The sequence below is a fragment of the Rhodococcus sp. NPDC056506 genome (genome assembly GCF_042794945.1).
Taxonomy (GTDB): Bacteria; Actinomycetota; Actinomycetes; order Mycobacteriales; family Mycobacteriaceae; genus Rhodococcus_F.
The window spans coordinates 1-13,652 of record NZ_JBHTSW010000039.1 but is presented as its reverse complement, the minus strand read 5'-3'; the positions used below and the strand labels follow the sequence as shown (position 1 = coordinate 13,652).

The window sequence follows — 13,652 nt, the reverse complement described above, 5'->3', positions numbered from 1 at the left end:
TTCCTTGCTGTGAAACCGTACTACATCTTCGAGCCGCTCCCAAACCACTGTCCTGGTCTGGCATTTGTGCATCTCAAAGCGTGTCGTGCGGGTCAAACCATACTGCATCGTTTCGCTTTCGCAAAACGTACCCCCTACGGGATTCGAACCCGCGCTACCGCCTTGAAAGGGCGGCGTCCTAGGCCGCTAGACGAAGGGGGCCCGCCGGATCTCTCCGAACTAGTACCCCAACGGCGTTCCGTTGGGAGCTTGGATAGCTTATGGCACGGCATTCGGAAATCACAAATCGCCTGTTCACGGGCGAAAAAGTACGCTATTCGGTGTCAGGGAACTCCACCTGAGGCCATCCGTCACGATGGAACGTCTCCAACCACTGCGGCGTCGCCATGGCTTCGAGGACCACTTCGAGAGACTCCTCGAACCACTCGCCCAGCTCTCCACTGGAGGCAATCAGGTCTGCCATGTACCGCTGACCCGCAAGGCCGGCCGCCAGCACGCGCGTGAATTTGACCGGGTCGGCATCTTCTCGCAGCAATCCGTCGTCCTTGGCACGTACTGCCAACTCGTAAGCGGTCTTACCCCAGACCTGCCCACCACCCGATTGCACGTCCTTGTAGAACTCGGGCTCGATGATCAACCGGAATTCCGCCTGCACGATCACTTCGGCACGAAAGACTTCGGCAATGTCGAGCACGAGTCCGTGCAATGCGACGAATGGATCGAGGTCTGTTCTCTTGGCCCAACGATCAGTGATTCCAGTGAAGGTTTCGATGGCCGAGGTCAGAACTGCTCGCGCCAGCTCTTCCTTGGACTGGAAATGAAAATACATGGCGCCTTTGGTGGCGCGGGAGCCCTCGAGGATCGTGTTCACCGACGCAGCTGCATAGCCGCGCTTGGCGAATTCGACTGCAGCCGCTTCGACCAGGGCGGCGCGGGTACGCCGCGCACGCTCTTGTTGACGTGCCATTTACGGTGTTGTGCCTCTCGCAGAGTTGGTACGCAGAATCGCCGTGATCGGCGCCTGTCATCCCCCCGAAACTTCACAGTATCCCCTCCAACACACCCTACGTAAGGACTAGAGCGATACCCGCCAAAAGTACTAGTCGCAATCGGCTGTCCAGGGGACAACAACCGACTTTATGCCCAAAGGACACCAAGTGGTATGGTTTTGGCCGCTCGGGTGCGGCACAGGGGGTGCGCATCCGAGCTTTTTATTGCCTGGGACGTCGACAATCCGACCATTCGGGCGAAATCACTTTTGCCGACCAAGGCGTAACAGTCCCAGTGTTTTAAACAACCAAAGCGATTGTTTATTCCCTATTTTTCGACAAAACAGCACTGGAAGCATTGAAATAACACAGTTAGACTGTCTAAATGAACGTAGGTAAGGATCGCAGCGAAACCAGAGACGACATCGACGTACTTTGGGATGATCTGGGCGCCTTCGTCCGGCGGCTCCGCACCAAACGCAACGACCACAAACTCACGCCAAGCCAAATCCAGGCCCTCGGCCACCTAGATCGACAAGGTCCGTCGACCGCGAAAGCGTTGGCGCAGTTCGAGCGAGTCACGCCGCAGTCCATCGCAAAGACGGTGACCGCACTCGAAGAGCAGGGGATGGTGACACGCAGTTCGGATCCATCGGACGGTCGCGCGGTCCTGGTCACGATGACCGAACTCGGGACATCGACCCTGCACGAAGACCGAACGAAACGCACAGCGTGGCTGGCCGAGGTCATCGAAGCCGAGTGCACCGAAGCCGAGCGCGACTTGCTGCTGATCGCCGGCCGCATCCTGCGCAAACTCGGCCAGGACGTGACCCCAGCATCCGCATCCGCATCAGAGGAGTCACTGATGAACCCGTGACCGCCGTCGCCGTAACGTCGACACCCCAAACCTCCGTTCCGCTGAAACTGAGTCTTGCTCTCGGTTCGGGAACCGTTCTTCAGGCACTGAACTCGTCGATGATTGCGGTGGCAATCGTCCCGATCGCCACCTACTTCGGTTCGAGTTCCGGCACGGCCTGGGTGATCTCGGCCCTCTACATCGCGACTGCTGTCACGGCCCCGGCTGCCGGGCGACTCGGATCTATTCTCGGAGCCAAACGCGTCTACCTCGCCGGGTTGGGCCTGATCGCTGCTGGATCGATCCTCGGCTCGCTCGCTCCGTCACTGGGTTGGCTGATCGCCGCACGAATCCTGCTCGGAATCGGCACCGCGACACAGTATCCGAATGCAATGACCGTCATCCGTGAATATGCCGATCGCCACCGGGCTCAAACCCGTTCAGCCATCGCAACACTCACCATTTGTGCACAATCGGTAGTCGCACTGGGGCCTACCCTCGGTGGGTTGCTGGTCGGCACACTCGGTTGGCAGTCGATCATGTGGGTGAACCTCCCACTTGTCGTAGTTACTGCAATATGGGTCCTCTTCGCCGCTCCGAGCGACTCCGCCCTGCCCGACCGGGCCGGTGCCGCTGCTCTGTTCAAGTCTCTCGACCCACTCGGCATCGCCCTGTTCCTGGCACTGACGACATCTACGATGCTCTTTCTCCTCTCTCTTGCCGAGCAAGCGAAGTGGTACCTCGTCCCGTCGACGGCTCTATTCGCGTTCCTGTTCGTCTGGTGGGAACGGCGAACCACCTCGGCGTTCATCGACGTCCGAGCTGTCGCGCGAAACCGAGCGTTGAGCATGACTCTCGGCCGGACCCTTCTGACCTACACGGCGTTCTACTGCATTTTCTTCGGACTCCCCCAGTGGCTGCAGGTGGCCCGAGGAATGTCACCGATCAGCGCCGGACTCTTCATGCTCCCTGTCGCTGCGGTCGGGATCTTCGCGACCATGTCCGCATCGAGGGTGTACGGGAAATTCGGCGCACGGACCACCCTGCTGATCGGCACCGCCGCCTTGGCGGTGGGCGGGGTTCTGATCGCCTTTGTCGAATCGAGCTCGACGCCACTGGTGGCGCTCCTACTGATTGCGGCGATCCTGGGCATTCCCAACGGCTTCAACAACATGGGAAACCAGAACCTGATCAACTCGGTGACCACCTCTGCAGATGTCGGAACGGCGATCGGCCTGTACCGAACAATCCAGTACATCGGCGCCAATCTTGCTGCCGTCGTCATCGAGCTGACCATGCGCGGAACCATCGACGACGCGGGTCTGCATCGCACCGGTGGGACCATCGCCATCATCGGAATTGCACTTCTGGTGGGGGTGGTGTTTTCACGAACCCTGCGGTCCCGTTAGACTCTGCGCCGCGCCCCTATAGCTCAGTTGGTAGAGCTACGGACTTTTAATCCGCAGGTCGTAGGTTCGAGTCCTACTGGGGGCACAAACGCAGACCCGGCACCTCATTCGGAGGCGCCGGGTCTTGTGCATTCGAGCTACATGAATGCATCAGCAAGTCATCGAAGCAGAAACTCGAGGGTCACCCGCTCGAATGCCTGCTTGGCTTCGATCATCACCCAGTGCCCGCAGTTCGGGAAGACGTGCAGTTCTGCGTTCGGAATCAGTCGCATCGGAATCATCGGCATGTCCGGTGGGCACTGCCGATCATCGAGCCCCCACGTCAACAAGGTCGGGCACTGCACCTTGTGCATCATCGACCAGTAGGGCGGTGCGTCCGAGTTGGCCATCATCTGCTGCTGAGCGGCAAAGGCTTTGGACCCGTACATCGCCGACAATGCCTGGTTCGAGGCCGGGTCGTTGGCCGTTTCCCACCGCTCCTCGATCCGCTCCTCGGTGATCACGGATTTGTCGTAGACCATGCACTCGAGCCAGCGAACCAACTTCTCGCGACTGGGACCGTCGGCGAAGTCCTGCAGGAGTCGCGTGCCTTCACTCGGGTTCTGACTGAAAATGTTCGGACCGATGCCACCGATGGTGACCAACTTGCGGACGCGATCGGGAAACCTCATTGCGACGTTGACGCCGACTACCCCACCCATCGAATTGCCGATCATCGCAGCCGATTCGATTCCCAGCGCGTCCATGAATCGGTTCACCGACGAAGCTGCCGTGAGAACCGGATGACCGTCGACGAGATCGCTCACGCCGAACCCCGGGAACTCCAGGATGTAGCAGTGGAAATGCTTCGCGAACACCGCGAGGTTCCCCCGGTAATTCCGCCAACCACTCACGCCGATCCCCGAGCCGTGCAACAGGATCAACGGCGGACCCTCACCTGCCTCGTGATAGCGCAAGGTGCCCTTGTCGGTAGCGACTTCCCGTTCGGTCCCCTCATAAGTCACGTCCATGACCCGATACTAGAACGTGTTTCAGATTTGCAGGACGGAACCTTCGAATGCAGCCGACGAGGTCAGAAGCATCCCCCACCACCTCGACGCCCACTGCGATTCGTGGACTTCTGCTCGCTCGGTTTCGGCTTCCCCGGTGCGGCCTTCGTGCACCGGTTGGGGCGCCGCACCTGCTCGAAATGCCCAGCGCTCACTACATGGCCGGCCACGCTCACCCTGACCGGCGTGTCCGCGCGGGCGGTTCCGACTTGCGCCGACCCCACTGTCAGGGCGAATGCCGCCACAACGACCATCGCCATCTTCTTCGAGATCTTGCGTACTGCCACTTCGACACGGGTCCACTCCAGATGCTGAACAGGTGCGCGCACCGAAGGAACACGCTCGGTGTCGACGATATTCAGCCAGGGTGGCCGGCCGCGATCCTTTTGCTCACCAGCATCTGAACAGTCGACAACAAAAGTTTTGGCGGCACGTCAACATCCCGAGGGCGTCAACGAGCCGACGCCCAACGTACGCACCGTTACTGAGAAATCCGTAAATCCAGACCGCCGCCTCACGCGACGATCGAGCTGCACCTATTGCAAGTCCCGATGGAAACAACGCGTTTCGTCCGCAGTCCGAAACATCCGGTTTGATAATTTCTTCACAGACAAGCTCACTCCTCGGATTCTCGGGGCCTGCCGGCACTCTCCGGTGAACAGGCATCGGAAACTGTTGTGCGCGAACTCTTCAACCCAGATACCCACAGAAGCCGAGGCATTGATGACGCAGACCAACGTCACGGAACGGGAAGGTCCGACGCCTACCCGATACGAACCCGACGACCGCTGGGTCCCGGTTGATCGGCGGTGGTTCGGTCTCGACCGCACGACCATCCTTCCGGCCGCCATCGTATTGGCTGTCGCAATCGTGATGAGCATCGTCATTCCGCAGATCAACGACGCCGTCTCCTACGACGACCCCGTCGTCGCGGGCGACGTCATGGAACTCCAGTACGGCGTCACCTTCGTTCCCGCTCCGGGGTGGGGAATCACCGACGGCGTCCGGGAGGCTGATGCACCGGTGACCGGTTCGTTCCCTCCTCGCGCCACCCTCGTGAACGGAGGTGCGATGTTCACCGTATACACAGCGTCTTTCACCGGCGACGCAAACGCCCTCCTCGAACAGATCAAGAAGACTTCCGATGCCCTCGCTACCGAGAAGTCACTACGGGTGAGCGACGATGCCTCCGCAATCACTACGGAAAGCGGCATCCGCGGAGTACTGACCAGCTACTCGAATTCGACCACAGACGGCGTGATCGCCGCATTTGTCGTCGACGGTAAGGGCATCGAAGTGGTGTCCACCGGTCCGAGCGACGTGGCTCCGACGATCACCGACGACATCGCTCACATGATAGTGAGCATCGGCCACCGAACCGGAGAGGGCAAGTGATGACCGCTCCCGTAGTACAGACGACCGACGATCTGATCACCATTCGAGCGGAAGCTATCGAAAACTCGGGCTGGGGGCGGTCTTTCGCTTTCTATCAACCACGCAACGCAGCCTTCTGGGTGTACCTGCTGTTGGTGGTGAGCGGCGCCTTCAAGCTCTTCTCCATGCTCTCGGCCTCCGCACCCGCCTACGGCGACGCCATAGCATTGTCCATCGCGCTCTTCGGCGTGTACGGCGCGGTCTTCTGGTGGTTCACCCACCACATCGACCGGTACGCACGCCAGCCCGTCAAACTGATCGTGGTGGCGTTCTTCTGGGGCAGTTTCGCGGCTACGTGGGTGATGGCAGCGAACGCCAACGACGCGATACTTGCCCTGTACGCCAAAACGTTCGGACAGGCATGGGCGTCGGATTGGGGCGCAGGATTGACAGCGCCGTTCACCGAGGAAATCGCCAAGGGCGTCGGATTGCTCCTGCTCATCTCGCTGGCATCTCGCTTGGTGCGCACCGCGTTCGACGGCTTCATTCTCGGCGCCTTCATCGGGCTCGGCTTCCAGATCTTCGAAGACATTCTCTACGCGTTGAACTCGGCTGCCTCGCAGTTCGGAGCAAATCCGGTCGGCGCCGAAATGTCGACGATCGTCCTCCGCATGGTCTTCGGAGTGGCAGCACATACTCTCTACAGTGCGATCTTCTGCACCGGACTGGTCTACCTCCTTGGGCGTCCGGCCGAACCACGGCGTGTTGGGCGTGGTCTCGCCTTGATGGCATCCGCGATGCTTCTCCACGGCCTGTGGGATTCCGCCGGCGCCTTGGCACAGGGCAAGAATGCACTCCTCTTTCTGCTCTTCGTCATTATGATCGCTGCCGCATTGATCCTCGTGGTCCGCGTGTTTCGAATGACGGTTCCGCGTGAGCGCCAGTTCCTCCGTGAGGTTCTCGCCCCGGAGGTCGAGCGCGGCGTCATCACCGGTGATGAACTGACGGCAGTGTGCGGCGACCGTAAGGCACGCAAGGCTTTCCGGAAGTCAGCGGGAAACCATGCCGACCGCAAGCGCAACGGGTACGTGCTCGAGGCCGCCGCGGATCTTGCCGATGCGCTGGCCGAAGGCCGCGGAACAGAAAGCGGTCGAGTCGAATTCGCTCGATCCGAGGTAAGCCGAATCAGGAGTGGTCAGCCGTCGGTCAAGCTCTGACCGACAGCCGACCACTGTCCAATGCGGCGTTTCTCGGTTCAGAGGGCGAGGAACGCCGCGTTGGCCACCAGTGCCTGCGTGAAAAGCGTCCAGTCGTTGATGATGTGCGCACCTGAGGAGACCCACAGATTCTTCGTGCGAATGTAGGCAAGCGTCAGGATAATTCGAGCCCCACCGATAATGATGAAGGCTTGCGCGAAATTCCAGTCGTATGTCGGAAGGTGTGCTGCCGCAAACCACAGGGAACTGATCAGCCAGGCCAAGAGAATCGCGTTCTTGCGCGAAAGCTTTGCCTTGGCGAACAGGAAGTACATCACGGCGAGGAACGGGATGATCGTGAAGACTTCTTCACCGACAAGTTGGAACAGTGTCCCTACGTAAAAGGCAACGGTGTCCACAGCGCCGGCGTCGCCGACATCCTCGATGACGTCGTTGGCCGATACCCCGAAAACCGACTTGACGATCAAAGCCAATACCACCGTCAGAATGAGGTTGAGGACGGCAAAACCGATCATCACCAACACATCGTGGCCACTGACTTTGCGAAACAGGGCGCGCCAATGATCTCTTGTCACCATGGCCAGCACAGCCAACGGAACCGTCACGAACAGAATTCGTGGAATCAGGGCCACAATGTTGTCGGGCTGCGGGATGAGCACCAATGCAGCAAATCCGACGACGACGGATGCCCACACTGTCAACCATTGCTTCACCGAGAGCGCAGCGGGAACATCGTTGTAGAACGGGAAATCTGCGTCGTCACGACGCTCGATCAGATGACCGAAACGATCACCGGGAGTATCGGTTCCGCCTATCGGCAACTCGTGTGCTCCGGAACGACCACTCATCAATGTGCCCCTTTTAGGTAGATTTGTGGATCAATAGTTCCACGTCACGCCTAGCGGAGCAGCATTGAGATCCGTAATTCTCCGAGTCAGGGCACAGCAGTCAATCGACGAACCGCCTCCACCGCAGCCTCGCGACGTCGAGCGACGGTACGGGACGACTTGAGCGCAAACATCCGGGCGATGTCCGTGATCAACAGAATCAATTCCGTGGGATTCCACTCCGGATCAATGTGCCCCTCGAGCTGTCCCTTGCGAATCTCCGCAATTTTCGGCCGGAAGGTCTTGCTTCGTATGTCGTCCTCGCTCATGACATCCGGCGCTTCGAGATCCGCCCACTGCTGCAATCGAGCGTTCTCGGGATGGGCGACGTAGTTGTCGAAAAGCCGACCTGCATAGCCCGGCAGGTCATCACCTCGAAGCGCTGTCTCCGCTGTGGTTTCGGACGTCCACTGTTCAGTGACGGCAGCGAACAACTCTTCCTTGCTTGCGAAGTAAGCATAGAGACGGTCTTTGCTGGCACGCGCTTGCGCGGCGATTCGATTGATCCGCGCGCCGGCCAGACCGTACGTGGCAAATTCGTCCTTTGCGGCCGCCAGAATGCGGTCCCTCGTGGCTTCCCCTGCTGAGCGCATGTTCACAGCCTAGAACGAATCGACCGTTGCCGAACCATCCGGTTCGGCGTAGCGTGCAAAGTTGACGAACAATTTGGTTCGCGAACTGACATGCGGCCTACCCGCCGATGCAAGGAGAGACATGAATCTCGACGAAGCCCAAACCGCTTTCGCCCGGCTCCGTGCAGCGGAAAGTGGTGTGTCGCCAGAAGAACTCGACGACGTGTGGGCGGCGCTGGATACCGTCGCCGCCGCGGACATACTCGGTGAATGGAAGGGTGACGACTTCGCCACCGGTCACCGGCTGCACGAAAAGCTGTTCGCGAGCCGTTGGTACGGCAAGACGTTCAACTCGGTCGAAGACGCTAAGCCGTTGATCTGTCGCGACGAGGACGGAAACCTCTATTCCGACGTCAAGGGCGGCAATGGCGAAGCAAGCCTGTGGAACATCGAGTTTCGCGGCGAAGTCACGGCGACGATGGTCTACGACGGCGCGCCGATCTTCGACCACTTCAAGAAGGTCGACGACTCGACACTCATGGGCATCATGAACGGAAAGTCGGCATTGGTTCTCGACGGCGGGCAGCACTACTACTTCCTACTCGAGCGAGCGTGATTCGCGCCGAACAGAATTCGACGTCTGCAATGCAGATGACAGCGGCGCTCTCGCACGGACCGCACTCCCCCTTCATACTCGACACCGTCGAGATCGACGAACCCCGTGCAGACGAGATCCTTGTTCGCATCGTCGCAACAGGTCTGTGCCACACAGATCTGTTCACGAAGTCGGTGCTCCCGGAAAGCCTCGGCCCCTGTGTGTTCGGGCACGAAGGGGCGGGGGTGGTCGAGGCCGTCGGCTCGTCGATCGACAGCATTTCACCCGGTGATCACGTGTTGCTGAGCTACCGCAGTTGCGGTGCGTGCAGGCAGTGCCTCAGCGGTCATCGGGCATATTGCGAAAGCTCCCACAGGCTCAACAGCTCTGGCGCACGCACCGACGGCTCGACGCCGATCCGGCGAAACGGAACTCCGATACGGTCCGCATTCTTCGGTCAGTCCAGTTTCGCGGAATACGTCATCGCCTCTGCCGACAACACCGTTGTCGTCGATCCTGCGGTGGATCTGACCGTCACGGCTCCGCTCGGCTGCGGGTTCCAAACCGGCGCCGGTGCGGTCCTGAATCTGCTTCGCCCCGAGCCCGACTCGACGTTTGTCGTTTTCGGAGCCGGAAGCGTCGGATTCGCGGCGCTGCTGGCAGCACGGGCTACCGGGGTTTCCACCCTGGTTGCCGTGGACCCCGTTGCACATCGACGAAGCCTCGCCGAGGAATACGGCGCCATCACCGTCGACCCGACCACCGAAGACGCGATGGAAGCGGTTCGCGCCGCCACCGACGGTGGCTCGACGCATTCCCTCGACACCACCGGCATCGGCGCCGTGATCAAACAAGCCGTCGCATCACTTCGTGCGCGGGGAACACTGGCGGTGGTCGGGCTCGGAGCGTCGACAGTCGAGGTGAACATGGCCGACATCATGCTGAGCGGAAAGGCAATTCGAGGATGCATCGAAGGTGAATCGGAAGTCGCGACATTCATCCCCGAACTCGTCGAACTCTTCACTGGTGGCCGGTTTCCGATCGACCGCTTGGTGACGCGCTACGCCTTCTCCGACATCGACAAAGCCGTCGAAGATCAAGCGTCGGGGCGCGTCATCAAACCCGTTCTCGTGTGGTGAGGGGCGAAATGTCTCATTCGTCGACCCGGCGGAATTCGCCCTAGACTGCGCTCCTGCACTTCACGTCGGAGCAAGGTGGGGACGATGACAGAACACACCAGTACAGGCGCGGGCCACGGCCGGGCCGTTATGCCGATCATCCGGATGCGCGCACGCAGCCGCGACGAGGACCATCGAGCGTCGACGCCACTCGAACTGTTCTTCGACCTGTGTTTTGTGGTGGCAGCTGCGCAAGCCGGAGTTCAACTGGTGCATGCCGTTGCCGAAGGCCACTACGCCGACGGCATCGCCGGTTACATGTTCGTCTTCTTCGCGCTGTGGTGGGCGTGGGTGAACTTCACCTGGTTCGCCTCTGCCTACGACACGGACGACGTCCCCTACCGGATCGCGACCTTCGTACAGATCTGTGGCGTTCTCGTCTTTGCCGCCGGAATCCCCGACGCTTTCGACGGAACCGACCGCACGACAGCTATCGTCGGCTACCTCATCATGCGGATAGCACTGACGTGCCAATGGCTTCGAGCCGCGAGCGGTGAAACCGGTGCGGCGCGAACCACAGCGCTGCAGTACGCCGCCGGACTCGTGATCGTTCAGGCGGGCTGGATCGTGCTGCTTCTGATGCCGGCGTCGGCGTGGATACCCGGCTTCTTCGTTCTGATGATTGCCGAACTCGCGGTGCCGGCAATCGCCGAACGCAACCACCAGACGCCGTGGCACCCGCATCACATCGCCGAACGCTACGGCCTCTTCACCATCATCATGCTCGGCGAAACCATTGCTGCCGCCACCATCGCGGTCCAATCCGGCATTCGTGACTTCGACGCCGCCGATCTACTGATCCCCATTGCCGTCGGCGGAGTTCTGATCGTGTTCTCCGCGTTGTGGATCTACTTCGCCGTCCCGATCCACGAGTACCTCGCAGACCAGGGCAATCGCGCTGTCCTGTTGTGGGGGTACGGACACTGCTTCGTATTCGGGTCCGCTGCGGCCATCGGCGCCGGGATCGAAGTAGCCGTCGAGGAAGCAGTCGGCGAAGCGCACATTTCAACATTCGCAGCATCTGCTGCGGTCACGATCCCAGCCGCGATGTTCTTGATCTTCGTGTGGCTCATGCACTCACGGCACTTCAAGCGCGACAGGATCGAGCAGGCCGTTCTACCGGTGAGCGCAATCCTGGTTCTCGCCTGCACGTTTGCCGGACACTGGGCGGTCCCGCTCGCCGGATTGGTGGCGGCGGGAACCGTCGGAGTCGGTGTCGGCCTGAGTACTCGATCGAAGAGCTGACTCAGATTTCGGGAGCCGGTGCCTCGCCCTTGCTCTGCGGCTCGTGCTGCTTGAGTTCACCGCGCATCTTGTCGAGATCCTTGCCACGCTTCTTGTACAGGTAGCCGAGCGCAACGAGACCCAGGAACAACGCGACGCCGAGGACTGCACCGACAACGGAGGCTCCGCGGAATCCGGGACCGTCGACGTCGAGGATCCGCTCGCCCGCATGCGCTGCGTTGTTGTTGCCGAGAACAACTGTCAGAGAGAGCAGATTCGGCAGCGCGAAGATGACACCCAACGCGAGAGCCGTGATCTGCATGATTCGAGCATGCTTGCGCTTGCGCACCTGCCAAACCGCCCGGAAGAAGATCAGCGGGACGAGTGTGCAGACGAGACCGAACAGTAGTCCCCACGCAATACCGGCGCTGAAGCTACCGTTCGCCAGCGACGCAATGCGCTGCGCCCACCAACGCGGCAGGAAGGCGGCAAGGATGAAGTAGGCGATGACCAGGACCACCGCCATCACTGCGATCCCGATGGCCTTCTTCGCCCACGGCGGCATGCCCGGCTGTGCGGTGGCCGGTGAAGTTTCCGGTGTCGTCATGACAATTCCTCGTCTAGTCGGCGTCTGTACTGACGAATCTATCCGTTACGAGCGTTCCTCATCCGCATCGAGAACGATCCGGGCAAGCCGCTTCGGCGCAACGAGGGTGAACGAGGTGTAGATCCACTCCTCGAGCTGTGACCATTTCTCCTCGGAAACGTCGGTACCGATGTCGAGTGCAACCCACCCGTGGCGACCGAGCCCGTAGCCGGCAGCGCTTGCGCCTGGTTCGGTGGCCACCACCGCTTCGGATTCCTCCTTGCTCAACTTGACTGTCAAGGAGGTGGCTTCGAGGTTGCAGAACACGAAGTTCTTGCCGCGCACCCGGAACGTCGGGTGACCATCCCACGCTTCGATGTCGACACGCTCTGCCTCCGGCAGGGACAGCGAGATCTCTTCGAGTCGACGCATGTTGTCGGGCATGGAGATGATTGTGCACGCTTCGATACCGGGCTTCACACTCTCGACACGGCTAGGCTCGGCGACGACCGCGTTACCGAACTCCAATCATGGGGAGAGTGGCATGCGCACGTTAGTTCATCTGGTTCTGTTGATTTGTGGGATCGCCGTAGCCGTCGGCTCGTTCATGTACGTTCTGGCCGGCGTCAAACCGGGCAACGTTCGTCTCGAGGACCTGCGGGACGGCTTTCCGGCGGGTTGGGCGATCGAGCAGATCGGCGATCAGTCGGTGACCTTCTACCGTTCGATGGCGATACTTTTGCTCGCCGCCGCCGTTTTGATTCTGATTGCCGCATTGTTCGGTTCTCGTCTTGCAGCGTGGATCGGAATCATCGTGGGATTGGGAACTCTGGGCACGTTCTACTACCGAGTGAACGACCAATTCGACAACGTCATCAGGGAAAACTACTCCACGATCCTGACAAATCAGACAGGATTCATCTTGACGGCCGGTGGACTGATTATCGCGCTCCTAGCGTGCCTGGTCCCCCGCGAGAAGACCCGAGCCTGACCGCTCGGCAACCGGAGGGTTACCGTCGACGCCGACATTCACTAGTGTCTGCAAAAGCCGGGTACTGACGAGTAGTACCCCAGAAGAGGTAGGGCATCAATGGCATCGCTTGACGACCTTCTATCCCAGATCCCCATCGACCAGATCGCGCAGCAACTCGGCGTAGACCAGGCAACTGCCGAATCGGCGGTCAAGACGGCACTGCCGACCCTCGTCGGTGGCCTCGGCGCCAATGCGCAAGATCCGGCAGGCGCGGCCTCGCTGGAAAGCGCGTTGCAGTCGCACGCCGACACCAGCCTTCTCGACGACGGCGTCGACATCAGCAAAGTCGACACCGCTGACGGTCAGAAGATCGTCTCGAACATCTTCGGCGGCAACACCGATCAGGTCGCCAGCGCACTAGGCGGAGTCGGCGGCGGCGGAAACGATCTGGTGAAGCAGTTGCTGCCGATCCTCGCTCCCATCGTCCTGGCCTACCTCGCCAAGCAGTTCACCGGCGGCGGCGCAGGTACGCAGGCCCAGGCCTCCGGCGGCGGGCTCGGGGATCTCCTCGGCGGAATTCTCGGCGGCGGTGGCAATTCCGGTGGCGGCATCGGTGGCGCACTCGGCGGCATCTTGGGTGGATCCGGTGGCGGCGGCCTCGGAGACCTGCTCGGCGGTCTCCTCGGCGGCGGCAAAAAGTAAGACTCTCGGCAGATAAGCGCTGCGGCGATCCCGTTCGGGAT

16 protein-coding genes and 2 tRNA genes are annotated in these 13,652 nt (G+C 60.6%); 10 read left to right on the top strand and 8 right to left on the bottom strand.

Translation table 11 applies throughout. The features are described 5' to 3' along the window. Window positions 1-128: 128 nt before the first annotated feature. Both ACFQ6H_RS23870 and ACFQ6H_RS23865 read right to left on the bottom strand, forming a co-directional pair. Window positions 129-201, bottom strand: a tRNA-Glu gene (locus ACFQ6H_RS23870). Window positions 202-313: 112 nt separating this feature from the next. Next, on the bottom strand, window positions 314-967 hold the full coding sequence (locus ACFQ6H_RS23865) for a TetR family transcriptional regulator (RefSeq protein ID WP_378532033.1): 654 nt from the start codon (window positions 965-967) through the stop codon (window positions 314-316). A gap of 407 nt (window positions 968-1,374) precedes the next feature. On the opposite strand from ACFQ6H_RS23865, the gene ACFQ6H_RS23860 reads away from it, so the two are divergent. From ACFQ6H_RS23860 to ACFQ6H_RS23850, 3 genes are all read left to right on the top strand, one after another. Next, entirely contained in the window at window positions 1,375-1,866 is a 492-nt protein-coding gene (locus ACFQ6H_RS23860) for a MarR family winged helix-turn-helix transcriptional regulator (RefSeq protein WP_378631403.1), read from the top strand. After that, window positions 1,863-3,254 (top strand): MFS transporter, encoded by a 1,392-nt coding sequence (locus ACFQ6H_RS23855; RefSeq protein WP_378532029.1) that lies wholly within the window; start codon window positions 1,863-1,865, stop codon window positions 3,252-3,254. The genes ACFQ6H_RS23860 and ACFQ6H_RS23855 overlap by 4 nt, the downstream gene beginning before the upstream one ends. A 12-nt stretch (window positions 3,255-3,266) precedes the next feature. Continuing rightward, window positions 3,267-3,339: transfer RNA gene (locus ACFQ6H_RS23850), tRNA-Lys, on the top strand. A 73-nt stretch (window positions 3,340-3,412) separates the two neighbouring features. Here the strand turns inward: ACFQ6H_RS23850 and ACFQ6H_RS23845 are convergent. Then, entirely contained in the window at window positions 3,413-4,264 is an 852-nt protein-coding gene (locus ACFQ6H_RS23845; protein WP_378648992.1) for an alpha/beta fold hydrolase, read from the bottom strand. 62 nt (window positions 4,265-4,326) lie between these two features. After that, window positions 4,327-4,632 (bottom strand): hypothetical protein, encoded by a 306-nt coding sequence (locus ACFQ6H_RS23840; RefSeq protein ID WP_378648990.1) that lies wholly within the window; start codon window positions 4,630-4,632, stop codon window positions 4,327-4,329. Between the two features lie 394 nt (window positions 4,633-5,026). Between ACFQ6H_RS23840 and ACFQ6H_RS23835 the strand changes: the two genes are divergently transcribed. Then, complete coding sequence (locus ACFQ6H_RS23835; protein ID WP_378532023.1) at window positions 5,027-5,698, top strand: hypothetical protein; 672 nt, start codon at window positions 5,027-5,029, stop codon at window positions 5,696-5,698. Continuing rightward, the gene (locus ACFQ6H_RS23830) at window positions 5,698-6,894 is read left to right on the top strand and encodes a PrsW family intramembrane metalloprotease (RefSeq protein ID WP_378648988.1); all 1,197 of its coding nucleotides are present in this window, start codon (window positions 5,698-5,700) and stop codon (window positions 6,892-6,894) included. The genes ACFQ6H_RS23835 and ACFQ6H_RS23830 overlap by 1 nt, the downstream gene beginning before the upstream one ends. A 38-nt stretch (window positions 6,895-6,932) precedes the next feature. On the opposite strand, the gene ACFQ6H_RS23825 is transcribed toward ACFQ6H_RS23830, so the two are convergent. Continuing rightward, on the bottom strand, window positions 6,933-7,742 hold the full coding sequence (locus tag ACFQ6H_RS23825; protein WP_378648986.1) for a CPBP family intramembrane glutamic endopeptidase: 810 nt from the start codon (window positions 7,740-7,742) through the stop codon (window positions 6,933-6,935). Window positions 7,743-7,828: 86 nt separating this feature from the next. After that, window positions 7,829-8,374 (bottom strand): TetR family transcriptional regulator, encoded by a 546-nt coding sequence (locus ACFQ6H_RS23820; protein ID WP_378542989.1) that lies wholly within the window; start codon window positions 8,372-8,374, stop codon window positions 7,829-7,831. Between the two features lie 121 nt (window positions 8,375-8,495). Here ACFQ6H_RS23820 and ACFQ6H_RS23815 point away from each other — a divergent pair, with 121 nt between their 5' ends. From ACFQ6H_RS23815 to ACFQ6H_RS23805, 3 genes are all read left to right on the top strand, one after another. Then, window positions 8,496-8,969 (top strand): DUF4334 domain-containing protein, encoded by a 474-nt coding sequence (locus ACFQ6H_RS23815; protein ID WP_378648984.1) that lies wholly within the window; start codon window positions 8,496-8,498, stop codon window positions 8,967-8,969. 29 nt (window positions 8,970-8,998) lie between these two features. Next, complete coding sequence (locus tag ACFQ6H_RS23810; RefSeq protein WP_378649040.1) at window positions 8,999-10,087, top strand: NAD(P)-dependent alcohol dehydrogenase; 1,089 nt, start codon at window positions 8,999-9,001, stop codon at window positions 10,085-10,087. 84 nt (window positions 10,088-10,171) lie between these two features. After that, entirely contained in the window at window positions 10,172-11,371 is a 1,200-nt protein-coding gene (locus tag ACFQ6H_RS23805; protein WP_378648982.1) for a low temperature requirement protein A, read from the top strand. A gap of 1 nt (window position 11,372) precedes the next feature. Here the strand turns inward: ACFQ6H_RS23805 and ACFQ6H_RS23800 are convergent, their stop codons facing one another. Continuing rightward, window positions 11,373-11,957, bottom strand: a complete 585-nt coding sequence (locus tag ACFQ6H_RS23800) for a hypothetical protein (RefSeq protein WP_378542983.1) — start codon at window positions 11,955-11,957, stop codon at window positions 11,373-11,375. Between the two features lie 45 nt (window positions 11,958-12,002). Further along, window positions 12,003-12,380: an MmcQ/YjbR family DNA-binding protein gene (locus tag ACFQ6H_RS23795; RefSeq protein ID WP_378542981.1), complete on the bottom strand. Its 378-nt coding sequence runs from the start codon at window positions 12,378-12,380 to the stop codon at window positions 12,003-12,005. Window positions 12,381-12,480: 100 nt separating this feature from the next. Here ACFQ6H_RS23795 and ACFQ6H_RS23790 point away from each other — a divergent pair, with 100 nt between their 5' ends. Together ACFQ6H_RS23790 and ACFQ6H_RS23785 are read left to right on the top strand one after the other, a co-directional pair. Then, on the top strand, window positions 12,481-12,927 hold the full coding sequence (locus ACFQ6H_RS23790; protein ID WP_378648980.1) for a hypothetical protein: 447 nt from the start codon (window positions 12,481-12,483) through the stop codon (window positions 12,925-12,927). 99 nt (window positions 12,928-13,026) lie between these two features. Beyond that, window positions 13,027-13,611 carry a DUF937 domain-containing protein gene (locus ACFQ6H_RS23785; protein WP_378648978.1) on the top strand — a complete coding sequence of 195 codons (585 nt, stop codon included), beginning with the start codon at window positions 13,027-13,029 and terminating at the stop codon, window positions 13,609-13,611. Window positions 13,612-13,652: the final 41 nt, after the last annotated feature.

Excerpts from the sequence above, each read along its gene's own strand:
- ACFQ6H_RS23865 (WP_378532033.1), bottom strand. The coding sequence starts at position 967 with ATGGCACGTCAACAAGAGCGTGCGCGGCGTACCCGCGCCGCCCTGGTC.
- ACFQ6H_RS23860 (WP_378631403.1), top strand. The coding sequence starts at position 1,375 with ATGAACGTAGGTAAGGATCGCAGCGAAACCAGAGACGACATCGACGTA.
- ACFQ6H_RS23845 (WP_378648992.1), bottom strand. The coding sequence starts at position 4,264 with ATGGACGTGACTTATGAGGGGACCGAACGGGAAGTCGCTACCGACAAG.
- ACFQ6H_RS23835 (WP_378532023.1), top strand. The coding sequence starts at position 5,027 with ATGACGCAGACCAACGTCACGGAACGGGAAGGTCCGACGCCTACCCGA.
- ACFQ6H_RS23830 (WP_378648988.1), top strand. The coding sequence starts at position 5,698 with ATGACCGCTCCCGTAGTACAGACGACCGACGATCTGATCACCATTCGA.
- ACFQ6H_RS23825 (WP_378648986.1), bottom strand. The coding sequence starts at position 7,742 with ATGAGTGGTCGTTCCGGAGCACACGAGTTGCCGATAGGCGGAACCGAT.
- ACFQ6H_RS23820 (WP_378542989.1), bottom strand. The coding sequence starts at position 8,374 with ATGCGCTCAGCAGGGGAAGCCACGAGGGACCGCATTCTGGCGGCCGCA.
- ACFQ6H_RS23815 (WP_378648984.1), top strand. The coding sequence starts at position 8,496 with ATGAATCTCGACGAAGCCCAAACCGCTTTCGCCCGGCTCCGTGCAGCG.
- ACFQ6H_RS23810 (WP_378649040.1), top strand. The coding sequence starts at position 8,999 with ATGCAGATGACAGCGGCGCTCTCGCACGGACCGCACTCCCCCTTCATA.
- ACFQ6H_RS23805 (WP_378648982.1), top strand. The coding sequence starts at position 10,172 with ATGACAGAACACACCAGTACAGGCGCGGGCCACGGCCGGGCCGTTATG.
- ACFQ6H_RS23800 (WP_378542983.1), bottom strand. The coding sequence starts at position 11,957 with ATGACGACACCGGAAACTTCACCGGCCACCGCACAGCCGGGCATGCCG.
- ACFQ6H_RS23795 (WP_378542981.1), bottom strand. The coding sequence starts at position 12,380 with ATGCCCGACAACATGCGTCGACTCGAAGAGATCTCGCTGTCCCTGCCG.
- ACFQ6H_RS23790 (WP_378648980.1), top strand. The coding sequence starts at position 12,481 with ATGCGCACGTTAGTTCATCTGGTTCTGTTGATTTGTGGGATCGCCGTA.
- ACFQ6H_RS23785 (WP_378648978.1), top strand. The coding sequence starts at position 13,027 with ATGGCATCGCTTGACGACCTTCTATCCCAGATCCCCATCGACCAGATC.